This is a genomic window from Candidatus Methylomirabilota bacterium, from assembly GCA_036002485.1.
Taxonomy (GTDB): Bacteria; Methylomirabilota; Methylomirabilia; order Rokubacteriales; family CSP1-6; genus AR37.
On the sequence record DASYTI010000014.1, the window covers coordinates 33,737 to 48,364 of the forward strand.

The following is a 14,628-nucleotide window of genomic DNA, read 5'->3' on the forward strand; positions in this document are numbered from 1 at the left end:
CGAAGTCGTGGCGGACGCCCGGTTCATCGTTGCCTGCTGATTGAATTCTCCAGGTTGCGCCAATGCTCCGGAAGGATCGCCTGAACATCCTTGATGCCACACTGCGCCGCCATCCACTGCTCGGCGTAGAGGCCGTCCTTGTAAGTCGATTCTTCGGATTCGTAGACCGTCACCTGGCCTCGAAGCGCGGTCACCAGCGGCGTCAGGGCGATGCGATCGAGCAGCATGCCCGGGGCGCCGGCCATCACGAGCGTGGTAGCCGTGACGCGCGGGGCGAATGCGCGCAGGTCGTAGTACGCGAGGGTCTCGCGCACGGCCTCGGCGCGCGTCGGGAATGTCCTGATGTAGTCGTTGATCTCTTCCAGAGGATACGCGTGAGTCTTCGGCGCGAGCTCCGCCGTGTGGTAGAAGAGCGCGGGCGCCGTCACCACATGCGTGGCTCCTTTCGTCAGTGCCGCCGTGATGAGGGCCAGGTCGTTGCCCACCACGACTACCCGCGCGGCGTCCAGCTCGCCTCGTGTGAGCAGAAATTGTAAGCCCCTGACGCTGTCGGCCACGACGTCCCGGAAGACATACGACGCGAAGTTATCGATGCGCTGGGTGAGCAGACCGGGAAACATCGCCGCATAGGGTGTGTCGCTGTTGCGTTGCCCGCGTCCAGCGAGTGAAAAAGTGATGTAGCGGCTCCGCTGCAGATTCGCCGTCCCCTGCGGAATGATCTCGAGGACGCTCTGATACTTGGGCGAATAGTAGATCGCCGGGAACGGCCCGGCGCCGGTCGGGATGCTCAGGTAACCGAACAGACGATAGGGGCCGACGCTCGTGAGCCGTACGCCATACAGCGTGGCAAACGGCGTGCTCCGGAGTGGAAGTACGTCGATCTCGGGACGCGCAGGAACGCCCTCCAGAACCTCGAACGTCTCCTGCCAGTACTCGTGAAATCCCGCGCGTGTCTGATCCATCACCCGCTCACCTCTCGCCCCAGAAGATGGTGCGCGAAGAACCGGTCGACGACGGCGCTGTGCTTCGCGCGTCCCGCATCGTGGCCATGGCCGTCGTAGAGATACAGGTGCTTGTCCTTGGCACCGATCCGCTCGAACAGCACATGGCCGGTCTCCGGCGGACAGACATTGTCTTGCCGCCCGATGTTCACGATGATCGGGCAGGAGATCTTGTCGGCGAAGTTGATTCCGTCGAAGTAGGCGACGGTGTCCTCCACCTCGGCGCGGCTCTCGGGGTGAAGGCGCAGGTAGTCGTTGATCTCCTCGTAGGGATAGGTGTGCGTCAGCTCGATCGCGTCGACGAAGCCACAGAGGTACGGAGCACCGGCGGCCGCTGCGCGCACCTCCGACCGCATCGCGGCCGTCGTGATCGTCAGGCCGCCGCCCTGACTGCTGCCCGTCACCCCGAGGCGCGTCGAATCGACCTCCGGGAGCGTCAGCAAGAAGTCGATGCCCCGCCAGGTGTCGACGTAGAAACCACGGTACGCGTAGGTATTCCGGTCGACGATGTTGTGGGTCAGCAGATTCGGATACCCGGGATTGAACTGGCTGTTGCTGCGGAGCTTGCCGCGCGGCGCGACCGACAGTGCGATGTAGCCTTTCCGCGCCCATTCCTTGGGAATCGGCGGGTCCATCTGATAGCCCGGCAGGAGCATGATCGCGGGCGTTCGCTCCGCCCGCCGCACCGGACGGCAATACCAGGCAGCCACGCGAACATGCTCGATACTCGTGTAGAAGACCTGAAACACTTCGACGTCTTCCGAGGTCCGGAGCGGGTCGGGCACGACCTCGGCCTCGAGTGGAATCCCCGACGCCTGCCGCAGCACATCGTCCCAGAACGCGTCGAAGTCATCCGGCTTGCGCACCTTGGACGGGTAATCAGCCGATACAGGTTTCGGCACGGCTTCTCCTCCCCCCCACGCCATCTCGGACGAGGCTTGCCTACGGCAGCAGATCAGGCGCGACCGACCGGCAGATCTTCCGGCTTCGCGCCTTTCAGCCGCGCGCCATCTCCTTCAGCGCGGCCAGGATGGCCCCCTTCGGCTGCGCCAGCTCTTCGAGGATCGAGAAGTGGTCGTGCGCCGGCACGGGAAGATAGCGACCGCGCAGGCGGTGCCCTTGCCACGCAGCCGCGAACTCCTCCGACTGGCACACCAGCTCGGGAAGCTCACCGAGACCGACCGTGATCACGAGCGGCGCCGCGTCGGCGGGCAGATGGCGCATCGGGCTGTTGCGCTCCGTCTCCGCGAGGTCGAGGCCGAGCTTCTCGTTCAAGTAGCTCAGACGGATCGGCTCGAGGTCGTAGAGCCCGCTGATGGCGACACCGCCTGCGAGCCGCGGCTCCGTCATCGCCATCGCAGTGAGGTGACCGCCCGCCGAGTGCCCTGACGCATAGACGCGGGCAGGATCGCCGCCGATCTCCTTCGCGTGGTCGATCACCCACGCGAGGGCGCGCCGGATCTCGGCGACGATCTGGTCCAGGCGCGCAGCCGGCGCCAGCGTGTACTCGATCAGCGCGAGGTTGAATCCGGCGGCCAGGAGCCCTTCCCCGAGGAAGGCATAGGGCTCCTTGTCGTTCATCTGCCAGTACCCGCCATGGATGTAGACGAGCGTCGGCGCCGCCGGCGTTCCGCACGGGAACGCGTCGAGGCGGTGGCGCGGTCCATCGGCGTAGCGAAGATCGAGGCGCGCGGAGGGCGCCTTGCGAATCACCTCGCTGCGTGTCGTCCACCCTGCCACGTACTGATCCCGCTTGGCCTGGCCGACGGCGGCGGTGTTGTTGTACGCGGCATCGAGGGCCCTACGATCCATCCCGCGGTAGAGCATGAGGACTCCTCTCACGCGACCGGCGTGAGCCCGGTCTTCGCGTACCCATCGTTGCCAGTTCGGCGCCGAGGGCGCGTCCGGAGCCGTGGGTGAATCACGGAGACAGAGCGAACGGCACCGCACCGCCGCACAGCCGGCGCGGCCTCAGACGCGTCGGCGATTGTCGTCGGGAAACGCATATTCCATGTGGCGCGCCGTCGCCCGGCCGACGGCGTCGCCGAAATAGCGGGCGACTACACGCAGCGCCATGTCGATGCCGGCCGAGATCCCGGCCGACGTCAACACATGGCCGTCCTCCACGACATGAAGCTTGTCTTCCACGGTAACAGCGGGAAAGGACTGGCGCATCCGGTCGAGGGAGCGCCAGTGGGTGGTCGCTCGCCGACCGTCAAGCAGACCGGCCTGTCCGAGCAGCATGGATCCCGTGCAGACCGATGTGAGCGTCTCGACCTCCTTCGCGCGCTCCGAGATCCACCTGAGCAGGCGCTGGTTGCTGATCTCCTTGCGCGTTCCCCAGCCGCCGGGCACGACGAGGATGTCGAGGGGCGGACAGGTCTCGAGCGTGACGTGGGGAATGACCCGCAGCCCTCCGGTTGCCACGACCGGCTCGGCGCTCTGGGCGACCAGAAGGACCTCGAAGGGCGAGGACTCCTCGCCGCGCCGATCCTCGTTGAGGCGGGTCACCGAGAACACTTCGTAAGGTCCGCAGAAGTCCAGTACCTCGACGGCGGGAAAGATCAGGATTCCGACGCGCTTGTCTGTCATCTCCGCTCCCGTTCGGCAAGCTTAGGCAATTCGGAAACGATGAGCGCGACAAGAAGTAGCGCTCAGCCATTTCTGAGATGTCGAGTGAGGAGAGAAGGGGTTGCTGGCTCCGATGCCGAGGTTTTGAACGTTCAACGTCTGGAACTTGCCGTAGTCGACCTTGCTGGCCGAAAGACAGCCGCCAGCCCTGTCCTTCCCAGTCGCCTCACGACCCTGGCCATCACTCGCTCCCCATTCGTCGCCGGACCGCGCACTCCTCGCACCGCCGGCGGACTCCGCTACGCGCGGTGCGGACAGTGGGTCGACGGTAGCGCTCACGACCCAGCCGGTCAAGAGGGCGTTTCCATGCCGCGACGACGGTCAGTTGTGACGACCCTCGCAGGAGGGAAGAGACAGGTTAGCCCCAAGGAGGCGCCTGCTGAATTTTCGGCGGGCTCTGGACGAAGGCGAGCGCGAGGTGGATGATGGTTCCTCCGGCGCGCCGATGGCAGGCCCCGAGGAGAGCAGTGCGGCACATCACAGGAGGTGCGGCATGGCGAAAGTGCTGAAGTGTGGCGATCTGATGCCCGGATGCAACTTCGTCGTGGAGGGCAAGGATGTGGCGGAAGTCATGGCCAAGGGCGCCGAACACGCCAAGACGGCGCATGGCATGGCGAGCATTCCGCCGGACGTCGCGGCCAAGGTCCAGGCCGCCATCAAAGACAAATAAGCCCCCACCCCTCACCCTGCCCTCTCCCCTCCGATGGAGGGGAGAGGGATAGGGAACGACCGTCGTAACTACAGAACGGAGCGTATCGCAGCGGTGATGTCGTCTCGCGAGGGAATGGTCGCCAGCTCGAGCTTGTCGTTGTAGGGCATGGGCACGTTGCGCGCGCCGAGGCGCACGATGGGCGCGTCGAGGAGGTCGAGCCCCTTCTCGCTGACGAGGGCCGCGATCTCCGCGCCGAAGCCTCCCCGCTTGACCGCTTCGTGCACGATGACGAGCCGGTTCGTCTTGGCCACCGACGAGAGAATGGCCTCCTCGTCGAGGGGGACCAGGGTGCGCGGATCCACCACCTCCACGGAAATGCCCTCCTGCTCGAGATCGCCCGCGACCTGGAGCGCCCGCTGGACCATCATCTGGGTTGCCACCACTGTCACGTCGGTGCCCACGCGCTTGATGTCCGCCTTGCCGATGGGAATGACGTAGTCGCCTTCCGGCACCTCGCCCTTGGTGGGATAGAGCATCTTGTGCTCGAGGAAGATGACGGGATTGTCATCGCGGATGGCCGCGGCCAGGAGCCCCTTGGCGTCGTACGGCGTGGAGGGGGCCATGACCACGAGGCCGGGCACGTGAGCGAACCAGGCCTCCAGGCTCTGCGAATGCTGGGCGGCCAGGCGAATGCCCCCACCCTGAGGGCCGCGAATGACGAGGGGCACCGTGGGCCGCCCGCCCAGCATGTAACGGATCTTCGCTGCCTGGTTGACGATCTGATCCATGGTCATGGCCACGAAGTCCCAGATCTGGAGCTCCACGATGGGCCGCATGCCCGCCACCGCCGACCCCACCCCCATACCGACGAAGGAAGGCTCCGAGATCGGCGTGTCTCGCACCCGGTCCTCGCCGAACTTGTCGCGAAGTCCCTTGGAGACTTGGAAGATGCCGCCGATCAGGCCCACGTCCTCGCCCATGAGAAAGACCCGCTCGTCGCGAGCCATCTCCTGGTGCAGCGCCGTGTTGAGGGCCTCGGCGAAGGTCATCTCGCGGCCGGCCCGACTCGCGGGCTCCGTCACGCGCGCATGGGGCGCGTAGACCGCGGCCTCCATGATCTCCACCGTCGGCTCGGGGCTCTCGATCCCGTACGCCACCGCCGCGTCGAGCTCGCCTTCCACGCGCTGTCTGAGCTCCTTGAGCCGGAGCTCGCCCACCCCCATATCGGTCAGGCGCCGCTCGACGCGGGCGACCGGGTCCTTCTCCATCCACTCGAGCTCTTCTTGCTTGGTGCGGTAGTCGGGAAGGTTGGCGCGCATGCTGTGGCCGCCCCAGCGATAGGTCACCGCCTCCACGCAGCTCGGGCCCTCGCCGCGCCGCGCCCGCGCCACCGCCTCGCCCACGGCCTCGTACACGGCGAGCAGATCGTTGCCGTCCACGCGAGCGGCCGGGATGCCGTAGGCGCGCGCGCGCACGCACACCCCTTCGCCCGCCGTGGTGCGCGACTGATCGGTGGAGAGCGCGTATTTGTTGTTCTCGCACACGAAGATGAAGGGCAGCTTCCAGACCGCGGCCAGGTTCATGGTCTCGTGGACCACGCCCTGGTTGGCGCCGCCGTCGCCAAAGAAGGAGATGACGACGCGGTCCTCCTTCCGCAGCTTGTTGGCGAGGGCGGCCCCGGCCCCGATGGGCACGCCTGCGGCCACGACGCCATTGGCGCCCAGGATATTGAGATCGAGAGCCGCGATGTGCATGGAGCCGCCGAGGCCGCGGCAATAGCCTGCCTCCCGGCCCATGAGCTCGGCCATCATGAGGTCGAGCTTGGCCCCCTTGGCGATGCAGTGGCCGTGCCCCCGGTGATTGCTGATGACGGAGTCGGCGTTCGTCAGGTGGGCGCAGGCGCCCGCAGCCACCGCCTCCTGCCCGACATAGCTATGGGCGGTGCCCTTGACGTGGCCGGCATTGAAGAGCTCCACCGTCTTCTCGTCGAAGCGGCGGATGCGGACCATGACTTGATACAGGCTTTCGAGCGACTCGACGTTGAGCGGCATGATCGATCTCCCGTGGTGGCCGGGCCAGCGCCCGAAGCCTCAGATCTGAAGCGACTCCCGCAGCGCCTCGGCAGGGTGCTTGGCCCTGCGGCCGGCCAGATGCTCGATCTGCTGGCGGCAGGAGATGCCGGGGGCGATGACTTCGGTGCCCGGCGGAGCTGATGTCACGGCCGGCGCGAGACGCCGGCCACCGAGGGCGACCGAGATGTCGTAGTGTTCCTTCTCGAAGCCGAACGAGCCCGCCATGCCGCAGCAACCGGAATCCACCTCGCTGACTTCGTAGCCCGCCCACTTGAGGGCGGCCACCGTGGGCGCCGTGCCGACCAGGGCCTTCTGATGGCAGTGACCGTGGAGGAGCGCCGATCGCGTTCCCGCCTTGAAGGCGAGGGTCAGGCCTCGCGCCCGCTCGCGCAGGAGGAATTCCTCGAGGAGAAAGCTCGACCGCGCCACCTGCCGGGCCTCCTCGCTGCGCACCAGCTCCACCCATTCGTCGCGCAGGGTGAGCAGACACGAGGGCTCGAGCCCCACGATGGCCACCCCGCGGGCGACCCAGGGCGCGAGGCGCTCGATATTGAAGCGCGCGTGCTCGCGGGCCTCCTCCAGCATTCCCTTGGAGATGAGCGGCCGGCCGCAACATTTCCGGTCGACGAGCTCGACGCGGTATCCGGCCGTCTCCAGCAGCTCGACGGCGGCGCGGCCGATGCCCGGGGCATTGTAGGTGACGAAGGTGTCATGGAAGAGGACGACGGGGCCGCGCGGGGCGGAGACGGGCGGCCGGCGGCGGTCGAACCAGTCCGTGAAGGTCTCGCGCGCGAAGGCTGGCAGCGGGCGGCGGCGGTCGATGCCCGCGAGCTTTTCCATGAGCCAGCGATTCGGGGCCGAGGCGACGATCCAGTTCGAGAAGGGGGCGAGCCGCGAGCCCCACCACGAGAGCCGGCCGATGTGGCCGAAGAGCCGATTGCGGAGGGGCACCCCGTTGGCCTTGTAGTAGTGGTGGAGGAACTCGTACTTCATCTTGGCCATGTCCACGTTGGACGGGCACTCGGCCTTGCAGCCCTTGCACTCGAGGCAGAGATCCATCACTTCGTAGAGGCGCCGGCCCGTGAAGTCGGCGGCGGGCACCTGGCCCGAGAGCACGGCGCGGAGGGCATTGGCCCGCCCGCGCGTCGAGTGCTCTTCGTCCTTGGTGGCCATGTAGGAGGGGCACATGGTGCCCTCGAGCTTCTTGCGGCATACGCCGACGCCATTGCACATCTCCACCGCCGCCGCGAACCCGCCCTGGGCGGAGAAGTCGAGCATGGTCGCGGGCTCCCAGGTCTTGTACTCGGGGCCGTAGCGCAGATGGTCGGTGACGGAGGGGCTGGCCACGATGTTGCCCGGGTTCATCAGGTTCTTGGGATCGAAGGCGCCCTTGAGCTCTCGGAAAGCCTGCATGATGACCGGGCCGAAGACGCGCTCGAGGAAGGGGCTGCGGGCGCGCCCGTCGCCGTGCTCGCTGGAGATCGCCCCCTCGTACTCGAGCACCAGGTCGAAGATCTCCGCGGCCATGCCTCGCACCTGCTCGAGGCCGCGGGCCGTCTTGAGATTGATGAGGGGTCGGATATGCAGGCATCCCACCGAGCAGTGGCCGTAGTACGCGCCCTCGGCGCCGTGCTTGGCCATGATGTCGCGGAAGCGGGGAACGAAGACGGGCAGGTGCTTCGGATCCACCGCGGTGTCCTCGATGAAGGCGATGGGCTTGGCCTCGCCTTTGGTGCCGAGCAAGAGACCGAGCCCGGCCTTGCGGAGCTTCCAGATCGACTGCTGCTCGGCCGGATCGAGGGCGATGTGCGCCGCGTAGCCGAAGCGCCCGGCCGCGCGCCGCACCTCGAGCGACTCGACCTTGTTCTTGACCTCGGCCGCGGTGTCGCCCGCGTACTCGACGATCAAGATGGCCGCGGGATCGCCCTGGACAAAGCCCATGCGCTGCGACTGCTCGATATTGCCGCGCGCCAGGTCGAGGATCATCTTGTCCGTGAGCTCCACGGCGTAGGGGCCGGTCTCGAGAATGGCCTGCGAGGACTCCAGCGCCTCCTGCATATCGTGGTAGTGGATGACGTCGACGGCCGTCGCCTTGGGCCGCTGCACCAGGCGCATCTTGGCCTCGAGGATGGTGAGCAGGGTGCCTTCCGAGCCCACGATGACGCGGGCCATGTTCAGCGGCCGGTCCTTGACGAGCTCGTCGAGGTTGTAGCCGCAGACGCGTCGCCAGTGCTTGGGGTAGCGCGCGCGGATCTCCCCGGCGTACTGGTCGCGCAGCCGCGCCACCTCGCGGTAGATCTGCCCTTCGAGACCCGAAGCCCGCAGCTTGGTGCGGAACCCCTCGGGCGTCACCTCGCCGAAGACGACCCGGCTGCCGTCCGCCAGGAGCGCCGTCAGCTCGATCACGTGCTCCACCGTGAGCCCGTAGGCGATCGAGTGCGAGCCGCCCGAATTGTTGCCGAGCATGCCGCCGATGGTGGCGCGGTTGGAGGTCGAGGTGTCGGGACCGAAGAGGAGGCCCAGGGGGCGGACGTGGTGGTTGAGCTCGTCCTGCACGAGGCCGGGCTGCACCCGTGCCCACATTTCTTCCTGATTGACCTCGAGCACATTGCTCATGAAGCGCGAGAAGTCCATGACCACGGCGCGATTGACGGTCTGGCCGGTCAGCGAGGTGCCGCCGCCCCGCGGAAGCACGGCGACATTGCCGCGGTTGGCGATCTCGAGCACGGCCTGCACATCGCCGGCGTGGCGCGGCACGACGACGCCGATCGGTTCCATCTGGTACATCGAGGCATCGGTGGAGTAGAGCAGCCGGGAGTAGGTGTCGAAGCGAACATCGCCCTCGACGGCGCGCCGCAGCTCTTGCTCGAGGTCCGTCATGGCCGCGATTATGGCATGCCTCTTCGTAACCCGGCAATCCGTCGGGTCATTCCTGTCGCGGCGGGTTTTCGACCGCGCCCGCCCTCCCAATCGGTGTCGGGGTGGCTTACATTCCAGCCAGTCAGAGATTCTGGTGTCGCCGTAGACGGTGAGAAGAACAGGACTTCGGGAAGTGGCGGCTGCCTTGCATCGTGGCCTCAACTCGACCATGACGTACGGGCATCGGAACACCGCTCCTGTCCACCCGCTGACGGCATCAGCGCCATGGCTCATGCCCTCAAGGCAAAAAGCCGGGCAACCGCAGGGCGACTATACTATGCGTCGTGAGCTTTCTCGTCGCGTTGGCCCTCGCCCTGCTGATGGTCCACGTGCCGCCCGTGGCCGCCGCCCCCGCGGCGCCCGCGATCCGGGTGCGCCTCCTCGACGGCGGCGAGACCTTCGACTCGCGCCTCCTCATCGGCAAGAAGGTGCTGGTCGTACGCTTCCAGGCCTCGTGGTGCAAAACGTGTGCGGTCCAGGCGGCCGGGGTCCAGCGCGTCTACGAGCGCTACCAGGCCCGCGACGTCGAGGTGCTGGCCCTGCACGTGAAAGACACGGAGCGGGACGCTCGGCGCTTCCTTCGCTCCCACAAAACCACGTATCCTACCGCCCTCGATCCCGACGTACGCATCGCCGATCGCTTCGGCTTCACGCGGGCGCCCTTTACCGTGGTGATCAGCAAGCGCGGCGAGATCGTCGCGCGCCTGGATGCCGCGACGGACGAGGCGCGCCTGGCCACGGCAATCGACACCGCGCTCAAGCCGCCGCCAAGGAAAGGGCTGCCCCGGGCTTCCTGACCGCGCCCTTGACGTGCCGCGCGTTGAGGCTTAGCCTCTCTGCCACGCGGACCATCCCGACCTGCCAGAGGCCACTGTGACAGAAGCTCTGAGGCAGCCAGCCACGCGACTTGCCAGCGCAGTCCTCGGGGTCGCCCTCTTCGCGGCGAGCTTCGCCGTATTCCGCCTGGTCGATAGTCCGCCCGAAGGGGCGTGGGCCCTCACGCTGGAAGTGGCGGGCTGGCTCGGCATGTTCCTCGCCGCCCGGATCATGACGGGCGGCTGGCTCGCCCCGAGCCTGGTCGTCTCGGCCTGGCTGCTCCTTTTCGTGGGCAACGAGATGGGCGCGCGGTTGCTCCGGCGTGGGCATGACCGCGGGCTCCAGCTGGGCTTCAACTACGTGATGGCCCTCATCACCCTGGAAACAGGCGCCTGGCTGGTCGTCGCCGTCATGATGCTCGACGGCGCCGCCAAGCTCTGGCGCGAGGACTCGAAGCGGGCGCGCGTCCCCGTAGTCGACGACTAGCCCGAACTATTCACGAGGCAGGCTCTCTCGTCGTCCGGCCCTCTCACCCTGACCTAAACTCCTCGCCGCGCTGCTCTCTTCATTCAGATCCCTCTCCCCCATTGGGGGAGAGGGCAGGGTGAGGGGGTCAGGTGTTCGCGCATAATCCAGGCTAAGGTTTGAGCATGACCTTGATGGCCTGGTCTTCCTTGCGATCGAAGATCGCGTAACCGCGCGGGGCGTCGTCGAGGGGGATCGTGTGGGTGATGATCCGGGTGGGCGCGAGCCGGCCCGCCTGGATCAGTCCCAGCAAGGGCACGATGTAGTTCCGCGCATTGCAGATGCCCATCTTGAGCGTCAGGTCCTTGAAAAACGCCTCGCGCACGGGAAACCCGATGGACGGCTCGACATAGACGCCCACCGACGAGACCGTGCCGCCGGGCCTGACCGCCTGGATGGACTGGGCGAAAGGTGTCTCGTGCCCCACGCACTCCAGCACGGCGTCCGGTCCGCGGCCGGCCGTCAACGCCCGGAGCTGCTCGGCGGGATGGCCTCGGTCCAGGTTGACGGGGATGCCGCCGAGCTCCTCGGCGAGCTTGAGCCGATAGCCTACCCGATCCACCACGAAGATCTTCGCGGGGCCGAAGAGGTGGGCCGACTGTAGCGCCAGCAACCCTACCGGCCCGGCGCCGAAGATGGCCACGCTATCGCCCGGACGGATCCCCGCGTTCTCGGCGCAGCAATACCCGGTGGAAAGGATATCGCCCAGGAAGAACACCTCTTCGTCCGCCATGCCCGGCGGCACCGTCTCGCACATGTGATCGGCGAAAGGCACGCGGATCCTCTCGGCCTGCCCGCCCGGATACTGCTTGCCGAAGCGGCCGCCGAAGACGGCCCGTCCCGTGGCCGCGCACTGGGTGGGCAGCCGCATGCGGCACCACTCGCATTGCCCGCAGGAGATCGAGAAAGGGGCGACGACCCGGTCGCCCTTCTTCACGCGAGCGACGGCGGGGCCGACTTCCTCCACCACTCCCATGAACTCGTGGCCCATCACGGAGCCGGGTTCGACGAGCGGCGGGGCGCCGGGGGTGGCCCCGCGGCCATGGTACTGATGCAGATCGGAGCCGCAGATCGCGCTCGTGGTGATGCGGACGACGACGTCCGTGGGATCCACGATCCTGGGGTCCGCCACAGACTCTACCCGCACATCCCCGACTCCGTGCAGCGTGATGGCTTTCATGGCGCGCCTGCCCTCCGTCGCATGATTTCGTAGTGGACGAGCGCGGCCCCGCCGCGCACGGTGGATCTCTTGCTCTGGGGCACGATCTCGATGCGCGTCGACTCGAGGGCCCGCCCGAAGGCGTACCGCTCGAGCTGCGCGCGGATCCGGTGCGCGAGCGGCTTGAGCGACTCGGCGACCCCACCCGTCACGATCAGACGCTCGGGGTTGAGGCCATTGACGATCACCGCGAGGCCAGCGCCGAGCGCGCGGCACACCTCGCCCACGATCTCCTGGCACGTGGGATCGCCCTCGCCGGCCATGCGGAAGACATCGGCGGCCGAGACGTCGCGCTTGAGGCGCTCCGTGCCCATGAGCCCGATGTCCGTGCCCGACACATAGGCCTTGAGGCAGCCCTGACCCCCGCAGATGCACGCCCGCCCATCGAAGTTGATCGGCACGTGGCCGAGCTCGCCGCCGAAGCCGCCCTGGCCGCGCAGCAGCCGCCCGTCCTGGACGATGCCCCCGCCCACCCCCGTGCCGATGGCGAGCACGACGAGAGAGCGCGCACCCTGCCCGGCCCCGAACTTCCACTCGCCGAGCGCGAGCACGTTGACGTCATTGTCGACGTAGACGGGGAGGCCCAGCTGGCCGGTCACGGTGGCGGCGAGCGGAGCCCCCGCGAGCTCGGGCACGTAGTGGATGTCCTGCCCGATGACGCCGCGCTCGGCATCCACCGTGCCGGGCACGCCGATGCCGATGCCCTCGACGATGACGCCGAGCGCGCGCGCCCCATGATAGGCGCGCTCGATGACGTCGAGGATGGTGCAGACCGCGGTGCCGGGTCCACGCTTGCGCGTCGGCTCCTGCGACTGCGCGAGCACTTCACCGTCGGCGGTGACGAGTCCGGCCGCGACGACGGAGCCGCCCAGATCCACCCCGATCACGGCCCGCCGCGCCATCAGAGGCTCCCGAAATGGGCGAGCCGGATGCCGTGACGCGCGATGGCCTCCCTCACCTCGGGGCCGGTGAGGCCGGCCATCTCCGTCTCCCGCTGCTTGCCGTAGCGGCTATAGGCGAGGTCCTCGTCGAAGTAGCCGGGATGGGTCATGAACTCCGACACACCGGCGGGGAGCGATGCCAGGTGCGCCAGGGTCCGCTCGCGGGACCAGTAGGGCTCGGGGCCCGACTCGCCCATGAAGTGATCGGGCGTCCGGAGGCCGCGTTCGCGCGCGGCCGCACGGACGAGATCATCCTGGCTCCGCACGGGCACCTTGAGGGCCCGAGCGAAATCCAGGACGAGGTCGAGGATGGGCGGGTGCCGGCCCACATGGTGGTGGGTATCGAGGTGTGTCGGGAACCGTCCCATGATGGCCCGAAAGGCATCGATCTGGGTGCCCAGCTCGATGCGCGCCTCGTCAGCCTTGGCGCGCGCGGAGGCCTCGCGCGCATCGCGGATGAACCTGCCCTCCGCGTCCACGAGCGACGGCACGCGCTTCGCGCTGGCCACGGGGCCGCCGAGGGTCAGGTTCAGATGCACCCCCACCCCGAGATCCGAGGACAGGAGCTCCTCGACGAGGGCGGGCGGGATCTCGCGGTTGACGATGAGGGTCGTGCTGGTGACGATGCCGGTGCGATGCGCCTGGAGAATGCCGCGTGACACGCCCGCGGTGAGCCCGAAATCGTCGGCGTTGACGATGAGGACCTTGACCGGGGCGGGGGCCTGGCTCGCGGGCGCCGCCGTCATCGCGACTTCATCCCCTGCATCACGAGACGCTCCACGGAGGTCGGCATCTTGGCGACGGGCAGCGCGCCTTCCGTGTCGAGGCCGCGGATGTGCTCGAGACGCTCGTATCCGATGCGGGGAAACGCCTGCGGCTCGCGCGCGAGGATCGAGGGCTCGAGGCCGGCCGCCTCGAGTCGCGCGTACGCACCACGGGGTCCCAGGAATGCGAAGAGCGTGAAGACGAGCCGCCCGCCGGGCCGGAGGTGAGCCGGGGCGCCCGCGATGAGCCGATCGAGGATATCCCAGCCGTCCACGCCGCCATTGTCGGCGGCGGCCGCCGCATCGTCGCGTTCGCGCCCGGGCGGTGTCGGCATCTGGGGTGGGCTCGCGCAGATGAGATGGAAGCGCCGGCCGGCCACGGGCTCATAGCAGTCGCCCTGGAGCACCTCGACGCGATCGCCGACCCCGTTGCGCGCGGCATTGGCCCGCGCGCAGGCGACGGCCTCCGGCACCACGTCGGTGGCGACCACGCGGCATCCGGCCCGGGCGGCCAGGACGGCGGCCAGTCCCGTGCCGGCGCCGATCTCGAGCACGTCCTCCCCGTCCCGAAAGTGGAGATGACGGCAGAAGAGAAGGGAGCCGGCCTTGGGCGGCTGCACGCCGTCGGCCACGGCGAACTCGCAGCCGCGGTAGCGGAAGACAAGCTCGCCGTCTTCATCCAGCCCTCGCCTCACCGCTCTCCTCGCCTCCGGGACCAATCCAGCTCTCGCCTCGCGGCAGCCACAAGCCGCCGCTCAGCTCGAACAGCGGGCAGCGTTTCAGGCGACAATGTCGGCATACCCGGGCACCGGGCGATCAAGGCCGGTCGTTTGTCCACGAGGCCGTTGTGGACCTTTCGCACTTCCTCGTAGGCGGTGTCCGTCGGCTGAACCACGTGTCCGGTAAATCTCCGGCTGATCTCAGTCACCGCTGCTGATACGGATGACACCGTTTTCATGGGCTGCGAGCGCAACCAAGTCCTCCGACCAGGGACCGAACATCGTCGGAACGAGGTAGCGTTCATACAGCTCGTCAGCGTTGCCCTCCAGCTGCCCGCGCGTTTGCCGACTCACCCCGGCCTCCTCATC

Annotated in this window: 13 protein-coding genes; 3 read left to right on the forward strand and 10 right to left on the reverse strand. The window is 67.8% G+C overall.

The window, feature by feature from the left end:
• Window positions 1-23 precede the first annotated feature (23 nt).
• The 4 genes from VGT00_01840 to VGT00_01855 all read right to left on the reverse strand — a co-directional run bounded on the left by VGT00_01840 (window position 24) and on the right by VGT00_01855 (window position 3,593).
• On the reverse strand, window positions 24-962 hold the full coding sequence (locus tag VGT00_01840) for an acetylxylan esterase (protein ID HEV8530139.1): 939 nt from the start codon (window positions 960-962) through the stop codon (window positions 24-26).
• On the reverse strand, window positions 962-1,903 hold the full coding sequence (locus VGT00_01845; protein HEV8530140.1) for an acetylxylan esterase: 942 nt from the start codon (window positions 1,901-1,903) through the stop codon (window positions 962-964). Before VGT00_01845 ends, VGT00_01840 begins: the two co-directional genes overlap by 1 nt.
• A 94-nt stretch (window positions 1,904-1,997) precedes the next feature.
• Complete coding sequence (locus tag VGT00_01850; GenBank protein HEV8530141.1) at window positions 1,998-2,828, reverse strand: alpha/beta hydrolase; 831 nt, start codon at window positions 2,826-2,828, stop codon at window positions 1,998-2,000.
• Between the two features lie 144 nt (window positions 2,829-2,972).
• Window positions 2,973-3,593 (reverse strand): DJ-1/PfpI family protein, encoded by a 621-nt coding sequence (locus tag VGT00_01855; GenBank protein ID HEV8530142.1) that lies wholly within the window; start codon window positions 3,591-3,593, stop codon window positions 2,973-2,975.
• 532 nt (window positions 3,594-4,125) lie between these two features.
• On the opposite strand from VGT00_01855, the gene VGT00_01860 reads away from it, so the two are divergent.
• Window positions 4,126-4,302 (forward strand): DUF1059 domain-containing protein, encoded by a 177-nt coding sequence (locus VGT00_01860; protein HEV8530143.1) that lies wholly within the window; start codon window positions 4,126-4,128, stop codon window positions 4,300-4,302.
• Window positions 4,303-4,370: 68 nt separating this feature from the next.
• Here VGT00_01860 and VGT00_01865 read toward each other — a convergent pair whose 3' ends face one another.
• Window positions 4,371-6,335: a dehydrogenase E1 component subunit alpha/beta gene (locus tag VGT00_01865; GenBank protein HEV8530144.1), complete on the reverse strand. Its 1,965-nt coding sequence runs from the start codon at window positions 6,333-6,335 to the stop codon at window positions 4,371-4,373.
• 39 nt (window positions 6,336-6,374) lie between these two features.
• Window positions 6,375-9,236 carry an FAD-linked oxidase C-terminal domain-containing protein gene (locus VGT00_01870; GenBank protein HEV8530145.1) on the reverse strand — a complete coding sequence of 954 codons (2,862 nt, stop codon included), beginning with the start codon at window positions 9,234-9,236 and terminating at the stop codon, window positions 6,375-6,377.
• Between the two features lie 323 nt (window positions 9,237-9,559).
• Between VGT00_01870 and VGT00_01875 the strand changes: the two genes are divergently transcribed.
• Complete coding sequence (locus VGT00_01875; protein ID HEV8530146.1) at window positions 9,560-10,072, forward strand: TlpA disulfide reductase family protein; 513 nt, start codon at window positions 9,560-9,562, stop codon at window positions 10,070-10,072.
• A 76-nt stretch (window positions 10,073-10,148) separates the two neighbouring features.
• Window positions 10,149-10,577, forward strand: coding sequence for a hypothetical protein (locus tag VGT00_01880; GenBank protein HEV8530147.1), 429 nt, complete (start codon window positions 10,149-10,151; stop codon window positions 10,575-10,577).
• Window positions 10,578-10,728: 151 nt separating this feature from the next.
• Here the strand turns inward: VGT00_01880 and VGT00_01885 are convergent, their stop codons facing one another.
• Genes VGT00_01885 through VGT00_01900 form a run of 4 tightly spaced genes read right to left on the reverse strand, consistent with a single transcriptional unit; the run spans window position 10,729 to window position 14,235 of the window.
• Window positions 10,729-11,796: an alcohol dehydrogenase catalytic domain-containing protein gene (locus VGT00_01885; protein ID HEV8530148.1), complete on the reverse strand. Its 1,068-nt coding sequence runs from the start codon at window positions 11,794-11,796 to the stop codon at window positions 10,729-10,731.
• Window positions 11,793-12,737, reverse strand: a complete 945-nt coding sequence (locus VGT00_01890; protein ID HEV8530149.1) for an ROK family protein — start codon at window positions 12,735-12,737, stop codon at window positions 11,793-11,795. Before VGT00_01890 ends, VGT00_01885 begins: the two co-directional genes overlap by 4 nt.
• Window positions 12,737-13,522 (reverse strand): ChbG/HpnK family deacetylase, encoded by a 786-nt coding sequence (locus VGT00_01895; GenBank protein ID HEV8530150.1) that lies wholly within the window; start codon window positions 13,520-13,522, stop codon window positions 12,737-12,739. The genes VGT00_01890 and VGT00_01895 overlap by 1 nt, the downstream gene beginning before the upstream one ends.
• Entirely contained in the window at window positions 13,519-14,235 is a 717-nt protein-coding gene (locus tag VGT00_01900; protein HEV8530151.1) for a HemK2/MTQ2 family protein methyltransferase, read from the reverse strand. Before VGT00_01900 ends, VGT00_01895 begins: the two co-directional genes overlap by 4 nt.
• Between the last annotated feature and the right edge of the window lie 393 nt (window positions 14,236-14,628).

Excerpts from the sequence above, each read along its gene's own strand:
- VGT00_01855 (HEV8530142.1), bottom strand. The coding sequence starts at position 3,593 with ATGACAGACAAGCGCGTCGGAATCCTGATCTTTCCCGCCGTCGAGGTA.
- VGT00_01865 (HEV8530144.1), bottom strand. The coding sequence starts at position 6,335 with ATGCCGCTCAACGTCGAGTCGCTCGAAAGCCTGTATCAAGTCATGGTC.
- VGT00_01840 (HEV8530139.1), bottom strand. The coding sequence starts at position 962 with ATGGATCAGACACGCGCGGGATTTCACGAGTACTGGCAGGAGACGTTC.
- VGT00_01890 (HEV8530149.1), bottom strand. The coding sequence starts at position 12,737 with ATGGCGCGGCGGGCCGTGATCGGGGTGGATCTGGGCGGCTCCGTCGTC.
- VGT00_01885 (HEV8530148.1), bottom strand. The coding sequence starts at position 11,796 with ATGAAAGCCATCACGCTGCACGGAGTCGGGGATGTGCGGGTAGAGTCT.
- VGT00_01870 (HEV8530145.1), bottom strand. The coding sequence starts at position 9,236 with ATGACGGACCTCGAGCAAGAGCTGCGGCGCGCCGTCGAGGGCGATGTT.
- VGT00_01895 (HEV8530150.1), bottom strand. The coding sequence starts at position 13,522 with ATGACGGCGGCGCCCGCGAGCCAGGCCCCCGCCCCGGTCAAGGTCCTC.
- VGT00_01860 (HEV8530143.1), top strand. The coding sequence starts at position 4,126 with ATGGCGAAAGTGCTGAAGTGTGGCGATCTGATGCCCGGATGCAACTTC.
- VGT00_01850 (HEV8530141.1), bottom strand. The coding sequence starts at position 2,828 with ATGCTCTACCGCGGGATGGATCGTAGGGCCCTCGATGCCGCGTACAAC.